Origin of the sequence: Meiothermus granaticius NBRC 107808, assembly GCF_003574355.1 — a bacterium.
GTDB classification, from domain to species: domain Bacteria; phylum Deinococcota; class Deinococci; order Deinococcales; family Thermaceae; genus Meiothermus; species Meiothermus granaticius.
This window is the reverse complement of the sequence record NZ_QWLB01000005.1, coordinates 17,998-34,545: the sequence shown is the minus strand read 5'-3', so window position 1 is coordinate 34,545 and position 16,548 is coordinate 17,998. Positions and strand designations below refer to the sequence as shown.

Below are 16,548 nucleotides of genomic sequence, written 5' to 3'. Positions count from 1 at the left end.
AGGGCGTATTCCGACCCGACCTGAAGTGGCAACCCCAAGCCACAATAGGCGTGGCAGTACGGACTCCTGTGACTCAAGGAGGCTCTCTCGTTCATCCCGGATAAATGGCCTACATCGAGCGTCTGGGGCTACTTAACCTGACCGGCGATATCCCCCTGTCTTTTTGGAGAAGCCAATACCTGCACGACGGCCAGCAGACCCAACCCAAGCAGCCCCCCCAGCAAGAATGAGCCGCTGCCCAAGGCATTCCCCAACCATCCGGCCAGGGGGTAACTGAACATCCACCACAGGTGACTCCAGGCAAAGTGGGCCCCGTACACCCGGCCTTGCAGCGCCTCAGGGGTGTGGTCGGCAATTAGGGTGTTGGTGGGTAGATTGACCCAGTTCTGTCCGACTCCCGCCAAAAACCACAAGAGCATCAGGGGAACCAGCGAGGCCATCGCGGTGGGGAGAATCGCCAGCGTGGTCAGCGTAGCTCCCAGCAAGACAAAGGTGGTGCGGGCAAGGCGCTTGTCCAGGGCTCCGGCGGCCAGGGCGGCCAGGGTTGCCCCCACCCCAAACGCGGCCATCACCCAGCCATACTGCCCATCCCCCAGGCCCAGGTTGCCTTTCACATAGCCCACCGTGTTCACCAGAACCCAGGCCCCCGAGATGGCCGCCACCAGTTCGAGCAGCAAGGCATAGCGCAACCGAGGGTCCACCCACAACCGCCGAGTCCCCTCGCGCAAGTCCGACCACCGGAAGACCTCGGAAGCCAGATCCGTTTTCACCTGTAGGTTGGTCCTCAAGGCCAGGATCAGCAAGGCCGAGAGGGCAAAGGTTGCCCCGTCCAACCAGAACAGGCTGCGTCCACCCAGCAGGGCCGCCAGACCCCCGGCGAGGCCCGGCCCCAGCACCCCCAACAATTCGTTGGTGGCGCTGGAAAGAGCAATTGCCTGGGGGTAGTCCTGTTTCGCCACCAGCGGCACGGTGGCCTGAAAGGTGGGGGTAAACACGGCCGTAAAGGCATTGAGCAAAAACATCAGGCCATAGACCTGCCAGACCTCGGTGGTCAGGGGAATGAGTCCGATAATCACTACCCGTGCGAGGTCGGCTCCCACCATCAGCGCCTTGCGGTTGACCCGGTCGGCCAGCACCCCACCCAAGGAAGAAAACAGCACAAACGCCGTCACCCGCAAGGTGAGGGCCGTCCCCAGCACCACGCCCGACTTCTCCCCGGCCAGCTCGAAGGCCAAGAGCGCCAGGGCCACCCAGGTAAAGGCGTCGCCCAACAGGCTGATGGTCTGAGCAGCATAAAGCTGGGCAAAAACCGGGTTGCGCAAGCTTCCGAATACCGACAGGGCTCGCACTAAGGCCTCCCCAAATTCATCGCCCCGTCGATATCGGGGTGATCCGCCAGCCCCATCCGCTTGTGTTGAGCGTGGGCGAAGGCTTGGCGTACCAACTCACCCAGATGGGTATCGCTGAGCCGGTAATAGACCGAGGTTCCTCTGCGCTGGGTCGCCACCAAATCCGCACCACGGAGGATGCCAAGGTGTCTGGAGACCGTGCTCTGGGGTTGCTGCAAAACCGCTACCAGTTCGCCCACCGAATGCTCGTGCTGGGTTAGCAACAATACCAATCGGGCTCGGGTGGCATCGGAGAGGGCTTTGAAGGCTTCAACGACTAATTTCAGATCGTCTGGATGGGGGGTGTTGGATAAGGCATGGTGTTTCATTGCCACAATATATTTGCTTATCCGAATAGATGAATGTAACTTGTGGCATCATACTTGGGATCTTTCGAGTCAGGCCTAAGTTTTTACAACGGCCAACCATATCTCCCCTTTAGCTATGGCACAACTGGCACAACGCTTGGCGTACGTTCCGCAGCACCTGCCCAGTCTGCATGATCTTGCTTTGGTCAAGTAGTCCAAGAATGCAGTAATGCGCTAAGTTGAAGGGATGGAGGACACCCGGCTGAACGACGCGCAGTGGGCGGTGATCGCGCCACTGCTGCCGCCCCAACCCGCCAAAGGCCGTAAGCGAAGCCAAGACCGTGAGGTGCTGAGCGGGATCATGTACCGCCTGAAAACGGGGTGTAGGTGGCGGGACATTCCCAAGGTCGAAGGCTATGCCCCAGGGAGCAGGTGTCATTACTGGCATGACCGCTGGGTCAGGCAAGGGCTGTGGGACGGGATGTGGCAACAGATCCTGGGGAGGCTGTGGGCGGCAGGGAAGCTGGACTTGAGTCAGGGCAGCTTGGAGGGCAGTCAGGTCCAGGTCAAAAGGGGGGCGATGCGAGAGACTGGGGGCACAAGGGCAAAGGCTGTACCGCGGTAGCCGTGACCGAAGCGCAGGGCATTCCCATCTCTTTAGCGGTATACCCGGCGAGCACCCACGAGAGCCAGGTGATCGAAGCCGTTCTGAGTTGCATTCGCATCCCTCAACCTGGGCGTAAGCCGCGAAAGCGTATCCGAGTGTTAGCCATGGATAAAGCCTTTGACTCCACCCCTCTGCGCCGCAGACTCAGGGCCAGAGGCATCCGTGCTTCCGTCCCCGAGCGCCAATACCAGCATCGGCGCAGACGCGGCCCCAAGCTGCACCCCGCCAGCACACAGCGCTATCAGGTGGAACGTTTACACGCCTGGATGGACAACTACCGCGCCCTGGTCATGCGCTATGAGCGCAAAGCCGAAAACTATCGAGGATTGCTGGTCTTCGCCGCACTCCTCATCTGCATTCGGGTGCTGCTGCACTGGTGAACCTATTCTTGGACTGGTTGCTGAAAGTGGGCTAGCCCCTCGAGCGCAACACCCAGCGCAAGTCCTCGAGCATCCGTTCGGTATTCGCGGGTCGTCCGTTGGCGTACAGCAGCCGCAGCCTGCCTTGGGGGTCAACAAGGAAGGTGGTGGCGGTGTGATCCACGTTGTATTCGGTGGCTGACTTGATGTTGCTCTTGATATAGAAGACCCCGTAGCCCTTGGCGGCCTCGGCGATCTGCTGGGGGGTGCCCGTCAGGCCCAAGAAACTGGGGTCGAAGAAGGCCACGTACCTTCCCAGCACCTCGGGGGTGTCGCGCTCGGGGTCGGTGGTAATTAGCAGCACCCGCACCTTGGATTGCTCGGCGGGGGTGAGAGTTTGGTAGACCTTTTTGAGTTCGGTCAGGGTGGTGGGGCACACATCGGGGCAGTTGACAAAGCCAAAGAACAGGTACACCGCCTTGCCCCGGAACTCGCTCAGGCGGCGGGTCTGGTTATTTTGGTCTACTAGGGTGAAGTCGAAAGCGGCCCGCTCTTTAACCAGGCGGGTTCCGTAGGGAGTGATGCGCTGGTTGGGGCTGCTCAAGTAGAGAAAGGCTGCCGCCGAGGCGACGACAATTGCCAGCGTCACCGTCATCAGGACGCGTAGCCATTTGACCAGGCGGGAAATGTCGGGGTTGGGAGAGTTGGGGGAGGTCTGCATGGAGCTGCTCCTATTTGTTCTGCACGCTCAGCACCACTCGAGCCGTGCCGCCGCCCTCGAAGCGCAGGTTGAGCATGATCCTTTCGCCCTCACGCAGGGGCCGCTGCAAGCCGATCAGCATAAGGTGTTTGCCGCCGGGTTTTAGCTCGAGCCGCCCCCCGGCAGGGATCTCCAGGAAGCGCACCTCGCGCATCCCTTTGACCTCCACCCCGTTGTGGGTCTCCACGTAGTCACTCATCGGCATCACCGTGCCCGCGACCTCGGCGGAGCCGCCCGTCAGGCGCAGCGGGCGGGCGCTGGGGTTCTCAAGCACCATATAGGCCACGGTGCTCTTGAGCACGGGCGGGGGCAGGCGTACCCAGCCTTCGATCAGGCGTACGTTGTTGGTCTGGGCCGCTGCGGCGCAAAGCAGCAGTGCACCCAGTAGGGTCAACATCTGTTTCATCGCGATCACCTTGTTCACGGGCGGACAACGAAGACGTAGTAGTCGGAGGTGCGGTGACTATCGGTGCTGAGCACCTGCCACATCACCACATAGGCTCCCGCTTTCAGCCCCACCACCACCTGTTTGCCGGTGCGGGAAGTGGTTTTGAGGCCGCTATCGGCGCGTTGAGGCTGGTCGTTCTTTAGCCGCAGTACCCGCTCAAACAGGGGCTCAGCCAGCGCGTTCAAGCGCCGGAAGCTCTGGAGGTCTTGGGGGGTGGCCTCGAGTGGGTAGACCTTGAAGGTCGAGAGCCGCATCTCCACCGACTCTTCCATGTTTAGCACGACTTGGGTGGGGGCGCTTTGCAGCACCGAGTTGGCTGCGGGGGTGCTGCTCTGGAGTCCGGCATGGGCTAAGGCGCTGCTAACTAAGGCAGTCGCCAACATGAGCGAGTACCGCGAAATCATTGGGGATGCTCCTTGTCGCTTGATGGTCACAGGTTTTGGCTGGCTAGTTGACGAAAAAGATGGCGTTCATGATGAAGGGCGGAACGGTCTTTCCGGGCATCGGGCGGCCCAGCAGCACCAGGAAGTAGGGGCCGCTCTTGGGAAACACCACCCTGCCCTCCATCCGCCCCGTGGCGGGGTTCAGGGCCAGCCGCACGCTGGTATCGGGCTTGGTGGTGGCGCTCACCTGCCCCTGGTAGAAGAGCAGGGTGCAGAAGCAGTCCTGGGGGTTGACCGGTTGCCCGGCGATGCTGATGAACTGTACCCAGGCCACGGTGGAGACCCCGACCTTGGGCTGGTCGTTGGGCTCGAACTTCACGTCCCCCTGCACCAGCCCCCCGTCGTTGAAGGGGTGGGCCAGGGCGATGCCGAACAATATGAGCATGAAGAGCAGACGGTTCATAGGATACCCCCGGATTCAGGGTTGCGAGGGCCGAGGCGGTCAGGTCAGGCCGGGCGGCGCGCGGGGGTCAGCGAGCCGCACCGCAGCCGCGACGACGGCCCATACTTCGCCGAGCGGCGGAGCTGCGACGACACGTTGTGCACGCATCTCGACGGTCACAGGTCTTCCGGCAATCAGATGGACAAAGCAGATCAGGCAGTGGCCCTGCCGCTCGTCGTGGGCGGCGTGGGGCGTGCCTGTGTCGCCCAGGCGGCAGAGCTGTGACTGGTTGAAGGCGGCGAGTTGCTCGAGCGAAGCCACCGCCTGAACGTTTCCAGGCGACATCACCAGGCTGCGGAACCCCAGTTGCAGCGCCAAGAGCAGCAGCAGAGCCATAAGCAGGCAATCCTGCTGGCGTTGAGGAGCGGACATGCCGAGGCGGAAGGGCATAAGCGGGGAACAAAGACGAGGCCAGAACGGAACCAGATTCACTAATACTTGAACAACAACTCAGCTATTATAAACCCAGCATGAATGAGTTCAAGCCCTTCTCTGACCCCCGCGTGCGCTGGGCGGCGGCCCTGCTGATGGCCCCCTTTTTCCTGCAACTGCTGGGCTTCGGGGCTGACTTTTTGGGTGCGGGGCTGTGCGGCGATTTGTTCGGGCGCAACAACCCGCTGGGCTTCCAGAGCCCGCTGTTCTGGTACGCGATGGGGTTCATGATTCTGCTGGGCTTGCAACTGGCCTACGGGGCTATCTTGTTGCTGGTGGGCCTGCTCGAGATGCCCCCCGAGAGTGCGAGGGGGTTGTTCGGCCTGGGGTTCGGGCTGGCGGCGCTCATTGCGGTGCTGTTTGTGCTGACCCGCACCACCGGGATTCCGGCCCCCGCCACCCAGGGTCTGGTGTTCGAGCGGGCCGACCTCGACCTGCTGTCGCTGCTGCTGGTGGGCCTGAGCCTGGCGGGCGGGCTGCTGCTGCGCCAGATGGGGCGTGGCCTGCCTCCTAACCCCCCGACCGCCGCATGAACCCCCTAGCCTGCCTCAATTCCCTTTGGCAGCGCCCCGAGGCGCGGCTGGGCGGCAAGCTGCTGGCCCTGCAAATCGTCATCGAGATTCCCTTTCTGATCCTCAAGGCCACCCTGCTGGCGGGCTCGGCGGCGGGCAATCCCAGGGCCTTGGCGCTGTGGCAGAGTGCGCTGCTGGTGGCGGGGGGGTATATCTGCTGCTCGAGGCGGTCTTTTGGCTGATGCAGCGAGCGCGGGGCAACCAGGCGCACCGCTGGTTCAAGTCGGAGCGGGTGAGGCTGGGCTGGGCGTGGAACCGGCTCCAGCGACAGGGCAGCAGGGGAGCGCCGTGAGGCATTCTAGGCGGGACGAGTTGCGGTCTGGGTGCTCTGGATGGCGACCTCCACTATATCCTCAGTGGGCTGGCGCACGGTGAGCATCTGGAAGCGGAAGCCCAGGGCCTTGAGCAGGCTAGAGAGGGGGTCGGTGTGGGCGGCGCTGTAGCGCAGCACCTCGAAGGCCAGCCCCGCCACCAGCGGCAGCAGCAGCACCCGCCCCAGCAAGCGCCACCACAGCACCTCGGGCGCGGGCATCAGGCTGTAGACCAGCACCCCGGTCAGGATCACGAAGGCGATGAAGGTGGTGCCGCAGCGGGGGTGGTAGGCCGACTGGCGTTGCACGTTCTCCACCGTCAGTGGGAGCCCCCGCTCGTAGGCCGCGATGGCCTTGTGCTCGGCCCCGTGGTACATGAAAAAGCGCCCGATCTCGGGGACGCGCCCGATAGACAGTAAGTAGCCCACCAGGATGGCGGCCTTGATCAGCCCGGCCAGCAGGTTGTAGAGCAGCGGCTGGGCGGCGGCGCTGACCAGCAGCCCGGCCAGAAAACCCGGCAGCACAATGAACAGCCCCAGCAGCAGCGAGAGGGCGGTGGTGGCGTAGAGGGCGGTCTTGGAGGTGGGCTGCTCCTCCCCGGCCAGCTCGGCGCTGCGCGAGAGGGCGCGGCTCGAGACCCGTAGCGCGTCGTAGAGGGCCACCACCCCCCGCACCAGTGGCCACCGCGCCCAGGCGAAGCGCTTGGAGAGGGCGGGGTCGTCGTGAACCTCGAGGTGGATGGCCCCGTCCGGCAGTCGCACCGCTAAGGCCCAGCGCTCGGGGGCTTTCATCATCACCCCCTCGAGCGCGGCGCTGCCTCCCAAGGCGGCGGGGGCGTTGAGCAGAAAAGCGCGGAACAAGGACGAAGTGCGGGTCGTAATCATAATAGGGTCTTACCTCCATGTGTCGTGCCCGTGGACCTCGGCCTCGCGCATGGCGGGGGTCTCGAGCTGCACCGTCACGTGCTCGATCTCGTAGCCCTCGGCGACGGCCCGCACCTGGGGGATCAGGCCGGGGTCGGGCTGCTCCATGACCAGGTGAACCGAGAGGCTGTTCTCCCCGCTGGTCACGGCCCACACGTGCAGGTCGTGGACGGCGCTCACACCGGGCAGAGCCGCCAGTTCGCCTTGCAGCTTGAGCAGGTCTATGCCCTCGGGGGTGCCCTCGAGCAAAATGTTCACGCTCTGCGAGAGTAGCACCCAGGTGCGCGGCAGCACCCACAGCCCGATCAGGGCCGCCAGCACCGGGTCAACCCAGTCCCAGCCGGTGAAGAAGATCAGCAGCGCCCCCGCGATCACCGCCACCGAACCCAACAGGTCGGAGAGCACCTCGAGGTAGGCCCCCCGCACGTTCAGGCTCTCCCTGCTCCCGCCCATCAGCAGGCGGGCCGCGATCAGGTTGACCACCAGACCGCCCAGCGCCACCAGCAGCATCGGCAGGCTTTGCACCTCGGCGGGTTGGTTGAGTCGTTTGTAGGCTTCAAACAGGATGTAAAAAGCCACGATGAACAGAATCGCGGCGTTGAGCGCGGCGGCCAGGATCTCGAAGCGGCGGTAGCCGAAGGTGCGGCGCGGGCTGGCCCGGCGCTTGCCCAGTCGGATCGCCGCCAGCGCGATCACCAGCCCCATCACGTCGGTGAACATGTGGGCCGCGTCGGAGAGCAGGGCCAAACTGCCAAACACGATGCCCCCCACCACCTGGGCCACCAGGTAGCCACCCGTGAGGATCAGCGCCCAGATCAGCCGCGACTCGGGTAGGGTTCGGCGGTCAGAATGGTCGTGGGAAGCGCTCATAAGGTCTTTAGGTTAGGGCATTCAAGCCGCGAACAACTCGAACAGGTAGAAGGCCAGAAAACCCACGAAGAAGGAGGCGGTGAGCAGCGGGGTCTCGGCGACGCGGTGGGCCTCGGTGAGCAGTTCCTCCACTACCAGGTACAGCAGCGCGGCGGCCCCGAACGACAAGACCAACTCGAGCCAGAAACCAGTCAGACCGGCCAGGAAGGCCCCGCCGATCAGCCCCCCCAGGGCCAGCGCGGCGGCGATCAGCCCAGTAGCCGCGACCACCGTTCGGGGGGCCGCGCCTCCCCCCACCATCGCCGCCGCCATGCTGAGGCCCAAGAACAACAGCTCCACGGTGAGAGCCGCTGTGACCAGCAGCCCCACCCGCTCCCCCGCTCCGAAGCTGCTACCCATCAGCAGCCCGTCAACAAACACGTCCACCGTCACGATGGTCACCAGTGCGGTGGGGAAGCCACGGGCCGGGGTGGACTCCGCCGCCTCGTAACCCCTCAAAAAACCCTCGAGGCCCAGCAGCAGGACCACCCCCAGCCCGAACCCCAACACGATGCCCAGCGAGTCGTGGAGTTTGTCTATCTCGGGCAGCACCTCGCCCGCCACCGCCGACGAGGCCACCCAAGACCCGCTCGATCTAGCGGTGTTGGAGGGGCTGCGTAATCGGGGGCTGCAAGCGGGCCAACGCCTCGAGTTTATCCCCTTCGACCCCGCCAGCAAGCGCTCCGAGGCCCGCTTTGTTCAAGGGGATCAAGTGGCCCGAGTGCTGAAGGGCGCAGTGCCGGTGCTGGCCGAATTGACTGGAAACACCCGCGCAGTTGAGGATGCCGAGCAGCTCGCGGGCCAAGGGATGCGGGTGCTGGCGGTGGCCAAGGGTTTCGGGGACGAGTTGAAGTTGGTGGGTTTGCTTGGGCTGGCCGACCCACCCCGCCCAGACTCCCCAAGCCTTATCGAGCGCTTGCAGCAGTTGGGGGTACGCATCCTGATGGTCACTGGGGACAGCGCCCCCACCGCCCAAGCGGTGGCCCGTCAACTGGGACTGGGTGAACGGGTGGGCTCGAGGGAGGCGCTGGAATCCGCCGAAGCGCTTATGCAACGGGATGCCTTCGCGGGGCTCTACCCTGAGGACAAGTTCCGTCTGGTGCAGACCCTGCAAGGCGCGGGCCATGTGGTAGGCATGACCGGCGACGGGGTCAACGATGCCCCCGCACTCAAGCAGGCCCAGGTGGGTATCGCGGTGGAAAGCGCCACCGATGTGGCCAAGGCGGCAGCCAGCTTGGTGCTCACCACACCCGGCCTTTCGGGCATTGTGGCGGCGGTAGAAGAGGGGCGGCGCATCTACCAGCGGATGCTCAGTTACACTCTTAACAAAATCGTCAAGACGCTCGAGATCGGCCTGTTTCTGGGACTGGGTCTACTGGTCTTCGGGGTCTTCGTCACCACTCCCAAACTGGTGCTGTTGTTGTTTTTTACCAACGACCTGGTGACTATGTCACTGGCCTCGGATCGGGTGGGTTTTTCCAAGGAGCCCGATCGCTGGGATATCCGCAAACTGATGGGTGCTGCTCTGGTTTTGGCTGTCGGTTGGCTGGTATTCTCGTTCAGTGCCTTTTGGGTGGGGCGTGAGGTTTTACACCTGAACTTGCCCCAGCTTCAGACCCTGGTGTTTCTGTTGCTGGTATTCGACTCCCAAGCCACGGTCTATATAGTGCGGGAGCGCAGCTTTTTTTGGCGCTCAAGGCCAAGTTCCTGGCTGTTGGTTGGAAGCCTCTTCGACCTTGGGCTGGTAGTGGCGTTGGCCGGGCTTGGCTGGTTAATGACCCCTATCCCACTAAATATGATTCTGGGCTTATTGGTAGCAGTGCTTGCCTATATGTTCTTGCTGGATGGGGTTAAGGTGTGGTTGTTCCGTCGGCTGAACCTGCGCTAGGGCTACTCCACGGTCATGCTCTAGTAATTATAAGGCCTCTATATCTTCACTTCAGCTTCATCTAGGCCCCTGAGCATCACGAGTATTTGAGATGGTGGGATTATCTGAAGTCACAAAACCCAAACAGGATTTCGATTTCCAGAATAAGGCTCTAACCAAGGAGGCTGTCGTGTTTTTTTCCCTCTCCCAAATCCTATTCTGCCCTGGAGGATTCCGCTGAACCGGGTCTTCCCTAGCCAAGAGTCGGTAGGTCCACGCCGGCCGTTTTCACGTTGGGATTTACTGGTGATTCCTGGGGTGATTGCGCTGTTTGTGCTGCTCGAGGTGGGCCTCAAAGGGGCCAGTCAGCCCTATGGCCCCAGTACCCCCGACCTGAGTGTCTCGCTCAACCCTGCCAACCTGCCCTACTACGGCCTGCGGACCCTCTTGCGCATGGCGGTAGCGCTGCTGTTTTCCTTTAGCTTCACCCTGATCTATGCCACAGGAGCCGCACGGGTGCGCGGGGCCGAGCGGGTGATGATCCCAATCCTCGACTTTCTGCAATCGCTGCCTATTTTAGGTTTTCTCACCGCCACCACTGCGACGTTTTTGGGGTTGTTTCGCGGGAGCCTACTGGGTCTGGAAGCTACCGCCGTTTTTGCTATCTTTACCAGCCAGGTCTGGAATATGACCTTTAGCTTTTACGCCTCGCTTACCACCCAGCCCAAAGAACTCCAGGAAGCCGCCCTAATGCTGCGGCTGTCGCCTTGGCAGCGCTTCTGGAAGCTGGACGTGCCACACGCCGTGCCAGGGCTGATCTGGAACACCATGATGTCGGTCGCGGGCGGCTGGTTCTTTGTGGTGGCCTCGGAGGTTATCAGCGTGGTCGGGCGCGACAAGAGCCAGTTTTTGCCTGGAGTGGGCTCGTATGTGGCCCTGGCGATCCAGCAGGCTGATGTACGGGCCATGGTCTACGCGGGCCTCACGGTGTTGTTGTTGGTGTTGCTCTATGACCAATTGTTCTTTAGACCACTGGTGGCTTGGAGTGAGAAGTTCAAGCTCGAGCTTTCCGAGGGCCAGGACACTCCGCAGTCCTGGGTGCTCAGCGCCTTGCAACGCGCCCGTTTTGCTGGTCGGGTGGCTCGGCTGCCGCTGCCGCTGTGGGAGTGGCTATGGCTCAAGACCGCGCTGGGCAGCCGTCCGGGCCGGGTGCGCGAGGCCAGCAGCCAGGCCAAGCAACAGCGCTGGTTGGATTGGGTCGGCGACACCCTTATCGCCGTGGTGATGGTAGCCTCGCTGGGTTACTTGCTGACTTTTTTATTTGGCCCTGGTTTGGGTTTGGCCAGCGGGAAAGTTTTGCGGCCCAACCCCAACCTCAACAGCGGGTTCTCCGTGGATTTAGCCAGGCGTTTTGGGGCGCTGGGGACCAGGGGTGTGAGAAAGGAGCCCGACCCGCTTGCGCTCTCCTACCGCATCGCGCTGGGCATCGGGCTGCACAACCTGGGTGAGGGTCTGGCCATCGGGGCGGCCTTCGCGCTGGGCGAGGCCGCCTTAGGCACCTTCTTGGTGCTGGGCTTCACCCTGCACAACATCACCGAGGGGGTGGGCATCGTGGCCCCCGTCGTGCGAAACAACCCCGGCCTTAGGCACTTCGGCTGGCTGGCGCTGCTGGCGGGCGGCCCCGCGATTCTGGGCGTCTGGCTGGGCGGCTTTGCCTTCAACCCAGTGCTGGCGACGGTGTTCCTAGCGGTAGGCATAGGAGCGATTTTGCAGGTCATCTGGGAAGTGGGCAGGCTGGTCGCCAAGGACAGTGCGGCCCTGGGTCAGCCGCTGGTTAACTGGGTCAACCTCGCGGGGCTGACGGCGGGGATCGGGGTGATGTACTTGACGGCCTTTTTGGTCAAGTTTTGAGCAGCTAGAGCTGCTCCAGCGCGTGCTCGAGGGCACCCCGCAGCATCGCGCCCACGTGGGCAGCGGCCAGGCGGTAGAAGACCTGGCGGCTCTCCTTGCGCGAGGCCACCAGGTTGGCCTCGCGCAGTACCCGCAACTGGTGGGACACCGCCGAGCTGCTCATGCCCAGCACCGCCGAGAGGTCACAGACGCAGAGTTCACCCGCCGCTTGAAGGGCCACCAGGATGCGCATCCGCGTGGGGTCGGCCACGGCCTTGAGGAGTTCGGATGCGCCGCCAATCAGCTCTGCTGGGGGCATCGCGCCCCTGGCCATCGCAACCGCCGCAGGGTGAAGGATATTGGTCTCGCAAACCTCGGTATCCAATGGTGGTGATACGGGCATATCAATATCAAATTAGCACAGGTGAGGCACTCGAGGGCGAACATGGTGGGTCAAGCAGGGACGGCTCGAGGCAGCGGCAAAGCGGCCCGCCCCCGACTTTCCCAACTCGCTGGCTGCCAGGTGTTGACCTCCTCTAAAATCGCATCGGTGACACTAGAAACAAGTGTGGGACTGATCGCGATTCCCACAACTCCACACGCGGAGTCAAGTCGCTCCTGCGACCCCAGGGGGTGCGCCTAGCGCATACCGGCGATGCCGGTAACCTGAAGGGAGTGGCCGTGGGCCATAGCCGCAATGTGGCTAACCTGCGCAACGTGGGCACTGGTGCGGAGTAATTTACCCCGTACAATACAAACCATTGCTGGTGCAAGCACTCGGGTATTCGTGGGAACCGCTCTGACATCCACGTCATACAACTCCTTGAGCTGGGTTTCGATATCCCGGGTGCTCATTCCCCGGGCATATAGGCTCAGAATGGCCTTATCCAACACCTCGGTGCACAGTTGTCCCCTAGCCATCAAGGGTGGTTCAAAGCTACTGTGCCGATCCCTTGGCATCTCCAACTCAACCACGCCGAACTCAGCTTGTACGGTCTTTCTGCTTTTGCTGTTCCTTAGCTGCTGGATTTCCCGCCACTCCGCCGGGTTGATGCCCCAAATGCACCGTCAGCTCGGTTTCCAAGGCCCGTTCAATCAACCGCTTACTCAATCCGCGCAGCATGGTATTGAAATCCTCTGGATTCTTGACTCCTTCAACAACTCATCCAACCCCCTGGAGTCTAGCTCGACCCCACCTGTACTCGCTTTTCTCATCTTGTGGCTCCTTCCCTATTTATCCTTCAGGGGTCGCACACAAAATTCTTTGCACTCTCCCTTAGGGCTTTCCCTCGAGGACATCCGCTCGCTACTGGAGGTTATACAGGAGGGTCAACCTCCTTGTGACAATGTGCACGGATTGTTGCAGCAAAAAGTAGCGTTACTCGATCAGCGCATCGCCGAACTCACTGCCCTCCGGGATGCACTGCCCCAGCGCCTATCCTGGGCTGAAACCCATCCTGACCCCGCCTGCGACGGACAAGACCACTGCGTGTATCTGGACTCCACCCCAGCCTGACCCCTTGACCTTAGAGCCCGCTCCAGGGTTTAGGGTAGCGGCATGGAGAACGTCAGCCATCAGAACAAACTCAAGGTTCCAGGGATGCACTGTGCCGGGTGTATCCGCATGGCAGAGGCCGCCCTCAGGCGCATACCCGGTACACAGCGGGTACGGGTGGATTACCTGCGTAAGGAGGCCACCGTGGTCAGCGAAGCTCCTCTAAGTGTCTCTATTTGCAAAACCCGCCTGGGCACTCAGGGAATTGCGCCACCAGCAACCTCCTTAGGCTAGCCTACCTAGACCGCTTTGCAAATTTACTGTGGCGCAACTTAGAAGCCCTGCTAGGCGAACTGCAAGCCGTGGGCTATCCTGCCCAACCCATACCCGGAGGGGGGCAATGAGCCACGACCTGCTAATTGTGGGTAGCGGCGCGGCGGGGGTGGCTGCGGCACTGGAAGCTGCTGCCAGGGGGCCAAAGCTACGGTCATCGAGGGCGCAACCCTGGGGGAACCTGTGTCAATGTGGGGTGCGTGCCTTCCAAGGCTTTGCTACGCACCGCTGAAGCCTTCCATAAGGCCGGACACCATCCTTTCAGGGCCTCCAGACCCAGGCCAGCGGTGTCAACCTAGCCAAGGTTATCCAGCAAAAAGACACGCTGGTGAGCCACCTGCGTCAGGAGAAATACGCTGAGGTGCTGGAAGCCGCGGGTGTCCCGGTGGTTCATGGGCAGGTTCGCTTTGTGGACGGGGAAACCCTGGAGGTGGAGGGTCAACCCCACCGGGCTGAGCGGTATGTGCTGGTCACCGGTGCCACTCCAACCTTGCCCCCCATTCCCGGTCTGATCGAGAGCCGACCCTGGACCTATTTCGAAGCGCTTTCCCCGGATACTCAGCCCAGACCCTGCTGGTCATCGGCGGGGGAGCCTTCGGCCTGGAGATCGCCCAAGCCTATGCCCGACTGGGCACAAAGGTGAGGGTGCTGGAGGCCACGCCCTACCTGCTTCCCGCCGAAGACCCCGAGCTGTCCACCCTGCTGCGGGGCTATTTAGAGGCGGAGAGGGTGCAGTTCCATATCGGCCGTAAGGTGCAAAAGGTGGTACGCAATGGCGGGTTTCAGGCGCACACCGATAGCGGGGTGTACTGCGCCGAACAGCTGCTGGAGGCCGCCGGTGCGGGGCTAGGGGCCAAGGGGGAGATAGGGGTCAATGAATACCTCCAGACCCGCAACCCCCGTATCTACGCCGCCGGGGATGGGGCGGGCTTGCCCCAGTACGTCTACGTGGCCGCCCAATCGGGTCGGATCGCTGCTCGCAATGCCCTTGGGAGGCAGGAAAAACTCGATCTCAAGGCTATGCCCCGGGTGACCTTCACCGACCCCGCCGTGGCGACAGTAGGGCTCAGCGAGGAGGCCCGTAAGCAATACGGTTCAGGTATTCGGGTCTCCCGGCTGCCCCTGGGACAACTCCCCAAGGCTTTGGTGCAGCACGACCAACGGGGAATGTTCAAGCTGGTGGTGGACGCGGAGGGCACCGTGCTGGGGCTGTCGATCCTAGCCTCCGAGGCCGGGGATGCTTTGCAAGAGGCCGTGCTGGCGGTCAAGTTTGGTTTGAACTATCATGACCTGATCGAAACCTTCCACCCCTACTTGACCCTAGCTGAGGGAGTCCGGCTGGTGGCTCAGGCGCTGGACACCGAGGTGGGGATGCTTTCCTGCTGTGCGTGAGAAAGTGAGGAACCGGGATGAAGGAGGAGCCATGAAGGTGGAACTCTTTAGTGCTGACTGTAAGCTATGTCAACGGACTGAGGTGATACTCAAGCAGCATTTCCCCAGGTGGATTGGGTTATCCACCTCGCTGGGGAGTGCCGGGATGGAAGCTGCTGTGCCCTGGTCGAGCAGTATGGGGTGCAGGCCAGGCCGTACCCAGCCTGGTTGTGGAGGGTCCGGTGGAACTGGTGGGGTTGCCACAGCCGCACGACCTGGAGCGCTCCGCCAGTTACTACCATTTAGGTCGCTCCCTATCTGGGGCCGCTAGGTCAGGACGCGGGCAATGGCCTCCACCGCCTTAAGCCCCGCGCCAAAGCGCATCATGGCCTGGCGGTGGCGCTCGAGTTCGCCGTAAGGCAGATAGCGCACATGGAGTTCAGCTACACTTCGGAAGGCCGGGCGCGAGAGTTGCCCCCGCACTTCCTCCTCGCGGTTATCGGGGGCCACCAGGAACAGCCCCTGCACCGCCTGACCCGGCACACCCAGGGCCAGATCCAGCATCCGTACAATGCCCGAGTAGATCGAGGTGCTGTGCTCGACCTCAAAGGCCGCCACCACTCCTCCGCTCTCCGTCAGCCAAAGCACATCGATCAGCCGCACCGCGTCGGCTCCTGGGCTGGCGGCAATAGAAAGCGGTAAGGTACTCAAGCAGCCGTCCCCCAGCTTACCCCCCGCGTACTCCCGGCTCCGGTCATTGGCAGCGACCCACACCGCGAAACCCAGGGCATGACCCAAATCGCGCAGCCAGCCCTGCACCTCGGTATGGGTACGATCCCCCTCGTGGGCTTTGCTGGCACTGGCCGCCTCCTGGCGCACCTTGAGGAGGTCGGCCTCCCAAGCTTGCACGGCGGTGGGGTCTGTTTCCCTGGGAGGAGCGGTATAGCGGCCACTGCCGAGGTCAAACAGCAGACCGGCCACCGCCCCCAGGTCGTTGGATAGCAGAGAACGGTATTCCTGATTGAGGCGCAGCAGCCCCGAGCGCATCGCCAGGTACTCGTCCCAGCGCCCCAGCTTGACCCTGCTGCCCATAAGGGCGTTGTAGCCTGCCACGATGGCGGTGTTGAAGGGGGGCATGTGGGTGGGGTGGAGGAAGTACATCAGGTTGGCGGCAGCGGGGCCGAGCCCTTTGATCTGCCGGGCATCGAGCACCCTTATGGCCTCGATCAGCTCGGCTTCGGTATGGCAACAGGCGCAGGTGTCCAGGAAGCGTCCAAAGGCCCGTTGATTCTCCGGGCTCTCGTAGATGTCGGGGATGCGCAGCTTGGGCTTCCACAAGAAGGCGTGGTCGGCTCCCTTGAAGATCTGGCGCTGCTCGGCGATCGAATGCACCACCGTTTCCAGGCTCGAGCCCCGGTACTGGTTGCCGAAGGTATTGGCCTCGATTTCCTGTACCACCTGCTGCAACCCCCGGCGGATGGAGCGGAAGTTTTTGAGCCGCTCCTCCCACAAAAACCAAGTGCTATAGGTGCTGCCGGGGTCTTCCTTCCAACGCTGAATCAACTCGCGGACACGCTCAGACATAGCCATGCTCCAGTTTAGCCTCGGGAGACCTGAAAGCCCGGTTTAG

Annotated in this window: 23 protein-coding genes; 10 read left to right on the top strand and 13 right to left on the bottom strand. The window is 62.5% G+C overall.

What is annotated here, in order from left to right; translation table 11 throughout:
- Positions 1-128 precede the first annotated feature (128 nt).
- Both Mgrana_RS02735 and Mgrana_RS02730 read right to left on the bottom strand, forming a co-directional pair.
- A complete protein-coding gene (locus Mgrana_RS02735) occupies positions 129-1,349 on the bottom strand; it encodes an MFS transporter (protein ID WP_119356074.1) in 1,221 nt (406 codons plus the stop codon).
- Positions 1,349-1,717, bottom strand: coding sequence for an ArsR/SmtB family transcription factor (locus tag Mgrana_RS02730; RefSeq protein ID WP_119356073.1), 369 nt, complete (start codon positions 1,715-1,717; stop codon positions 1,349-1,351). Before Mgrana_RS02730 ends, Mgrana_RS02735 begins: the two co-directional genes overlap by 1 nt.
- A 226-nt stretch (positions 1,718-1,943) precedes the next feature.
- Here Mgrana_RS02730 and Mgrana_RS02725 point away from each other — a divergent pair, with 226 nt between their 5' ends.
- Complete coding sequence (locus Mgrana_RS02725) at positions 1,944-2,321, top strand: transposase (RefSeq protein ID WP_119356072.1); 378 nt, start codon at positions 1,944-1,946, stop codon at positions 2,319-2,321.
- 2 nt (positions 2,322-2,323) lie between these two features.
- Complete coding sequence (locus Mgrana_RS02720) at positions 2,324-2,743, top strand: transposase (protein ID WP_170146380.1); 420 nt, start codon at positions 2,324-2,326, stop codon at positions 2,741-2,743.
- A 31-nt stretch (positions 2,744-2,774) separates the two neighbouring features.
- Here Mgrana_RS02720 and Mgrana_RS02715 read toward each other — a convergent pair whose 3' ends face one another.
- From Mgrana_RS02715 to Mgrana_RS02695, 5 genes are read right to left on the bottom strand one after another with little or no spacing between them, the layout of a single operon-like run.
- Positions 2,775-3,443: an SCO family protein gene (locus tag Mgrana_RS02715; protein WP_240631223.1), complete on the bottom strand. Its 669-nt coding sequence runs from the start codon at positions 3,441-3,443 to the stop codon at positions 2,775-2,777.
- A gap of 10 nt (positions 3,444-3,453) precedes the next feature.
- Complete coding sequence (locus Mgrana_RS02710) at positions 3,454-3,888, bottom strand: copper chaperone PCu(A)C (protein WP_119356070.1); 435 nt, start codon at positions 3,886-3,888, stop codon at positions 3,454-3,456.
- 14 nt (positions 3,889-3,902) lie between these two features.
- On the bottom strand, positions 3,903-4,334 hold the full coding sequence (locus Mgrana_RS02705; protein WP_119356069.1) for a copper resistance CopC family protein: 432 nt from the start codon (positions 4,332-4,334) through the stop codon (positions 3,903-3,905).
- Positions 4,335-4,377: 43 nt separating this feature from the next.
- A complete protein-coding gene (locus tag Mgrana_RS02700; protein ID WP_119356068.1) occupies positions 4,378-4,776 on the bottom strand; it encodes a hypothetical protein in 399 nt (132 codons plus the stop codon).
- Positions 4,777-4,815: 39 nt separating this feature from the next.
- Entirely contained in the window at positions 4,816-5,151 is a 336-nt protein-coding gene (locus Mgrana_RS02695) for a hypothetical protein (protein ID WP_126218936.1), read from the bottom strand.
- Positions 5,152-5,285: 134 nt separating this feature from the next.
- On the opposite strand from Mgrana_RS02695, the gene Mgrana_RS02690 reads away from it, so the two are divergent.
- Both Mgrana_RS02690 and Mgrana_RS02685 read left to right on the top strand, forming a co-directional pair.
- On the top strand, positions 5,286-5,780 hold the full coding sequence (locus Mgrana_RS02690) for a hypothetical protein (protein WP_119356066.1): 495 nt from the start codon (positions 5,286-5,288) through the stop codon (positions 5,778-5,780).
- On the top strand, positions 5,777-6,001 hold the full coding sequence (locus Mgrana_RS02685; RefSeq protein ID WP_119356065.1) for a hypothetical protein: 225 nt from the start codon (positions 5,777-5,779) through the stop codon (positions 5,999-6,001). The genes Mgrana_RS02690 and Mgrana_RS02685 overlap by 4 nt, the downstream gene beginning before the upstream one ends.
- A gap of 116 nt (positions 6,002-6,117) precedes the next feature.
- Here the strand turns inward: Mgrana_RS02685 and Mgrana_RS02680 are convergent, their stop codons facing one another.
- Genes Mgrana_RS02680 through Mgrana_RS02670 form a run of 3 tightly spaced genes read right to left on the bottom strand, consistent with a single transcriptional unit; the run spans position 6,118 to position 8,514 of the window.
- On the bottom strand, positions 6,118-7,014 hold the full coding sequence (locus Mgrana_RS02680) for a DUF1385 domain-containing protein (RefSeq protein ID WP_119356064.1): 897 nt from the start codon (positions 7,012-7,014) through the stop codon (positions 6,118-6,120).
- 9 nt (positions 7,015-7,023) lie between these two features.
- A complete protein-coding gene (locus tag Mgrana_RS02675) occupies positions 7,024-7,923 on the bottom strand; it encodes a cation diffusion facilitator family transporter (RefSeq protein WP_119356063.1) in 900 nt (299 codons plus the stop codon).
- A 21-nt stretch (positions 7,924-7,944) separates the two neighbouring features.
- Positions 7,945-8,514, bottom strand: a complete 570-nt coding sequence (locus tag Mgrana_RS02670) for a ZIP family metal transporter (RefSeq protein WP_147021100.1) — start codon at positions 8,512-8,514, stop codon at positions 7,945-7,947.
- On the opposite strand from Mgrana_RS02670, the gene Mgrana_RS02665 reads away from it, so the two are divergent.
- A complete protein-coding gene (locus tag Mgrana_RS02665; protein WP_170146379.1) occupies positions 8,495-9,850 on the top strand; it encodes an HAD-IC family P-type ATPase in 1,356 nt (451 codons plus the stop codon). The genes Mgrana_RS02670 and Mgrana_RS02665 overlap by 20 nt on opposite strands.
- A gap of 297 nt (positions 9,851-10,147) precedes the next feature.
- Positions 10,148-11,740 carry an ABC transporter permease subunit gene (locus Mgrana_RS02660; protein ID WP_240631222.1) on the top strand — a complete coding sequence of 531 codons (1,593 nt, stop codon included), beginning with the start codon at positions 10,148-10,150 and terminating at the stop codon, positions 11,738-11,740.
- A 4-nt stretch (positions 11,741-11,744) separates the two neighbouring features.
- Here the strand turns inward: Mgrana_RS02660 and Mgrana_RS02655 are convergent, their stop codons facing one another.
- Both Mgrana_RS02655 and Mgrana_RS17320 read right to left on the bottom strand, forming a co-directional pair.
- Positions 11,745-12,122, bottom strand: a complete 378-nt coding sequence (locus tag Mgrana_RS02655; RefSeq protein WP_119356059.1) for an ArsR/SmtB family transcription factor — start codon at positions 12,120-12,122, stop codon at positions 11,745-11,747.
- Between the two features lie 236 nt (positions 12,123-12,358).
- A complete protein-coding gene (locus tag Mgrana_RS17320; protein ID WP_371862055.1) occupies positions 12,359-12,748 on the bottom strand; it encodes a transposase in 390 nt (129 codons plus the stop codon).
- 22 nt (positions 12,749-12,770) lie between these two features.
- Here Mgrana_RS17320 and Mgrana_RS17315 point away from each other — a divergent pair, with 22 nt between their 5' ends.
- The 4 genes from Mgrana_RS17315 to Mgrana_RS17025 all read left to right on the top strand — a co-directional run bounded on the left by Mgrana_RS17315 (position 12,771) and on the right by Mgrana_RS17025 (position 14,939).
- Positions 12,771-13,235 (top strand): MerR family DNA-binding protein, encoded by a 465-nt coding sequence (locus tag Mgrana_RS17315; RefSeq protein ID WP_371862054.1) that lies wholly within the window; start codon positions 12,771-12,773, stop codon positions 13,233-13,235.
- A gap of 42 nt (positions 13,236-13,277) precedes the next feature.
- Positions 13,278-13,508 carry a heavy-metal-associated domain-containing protein gene (locus tag Mgrana_RS17310; protein WP_119356057.1) on the top strand — a complete coding sequence of 77 codons (231 nt, stop codon included), beginning with the start codon at positions 13,278-13,280 and terminating at the stop codon, positions 13,506-13,508.
- Positions 13,509-13,875: 367 nt separating this feature from the next.
- Positions 13,876-14,190: a hypothetical protein gene (locus tag Mgrana_RS17030; protein ID WP_240631221.1), complete on the top strand. Its 315-nt coding sequence runs from the start codon at positions 13,876-13,878 to the stop codon at positions 14,188-14,190.
- On the top strand, positions 14,073-14,939 hold the full coding sequence (locus tag Mgrana_RS17025) for an FAD-dependent oxidoreductase (RefSeq protein ID WP_308629401.1): 867 nt from the start codon (positions 14,073-14,075) through the stop codon (positions 14,937-14,939). Before Mgrana_RS17030 ends, Mgrana_RS17025 begins: the two co-directional genes overlap by 118 nt.
- Before the next feature lie 306 nt (positions 14,940-15,245).
- Here Mgrana_RS17025 and Mgrana_RS02630 read toward each other — a convergent pair whose 3' ends face one another.
- Positions 15,246-16,502, bottom strand: coding sequence for a type II restriction endonuclease (locus Mgrana_RS02630; RefSeq protein ID WP_119356056.1), 1,257 nt, complete (start codon positions 16,500-16,502; stop codon positions 15,246-15,248).
- Positions 16,503-16,548 lie beyond the last annotated feature (46 nt).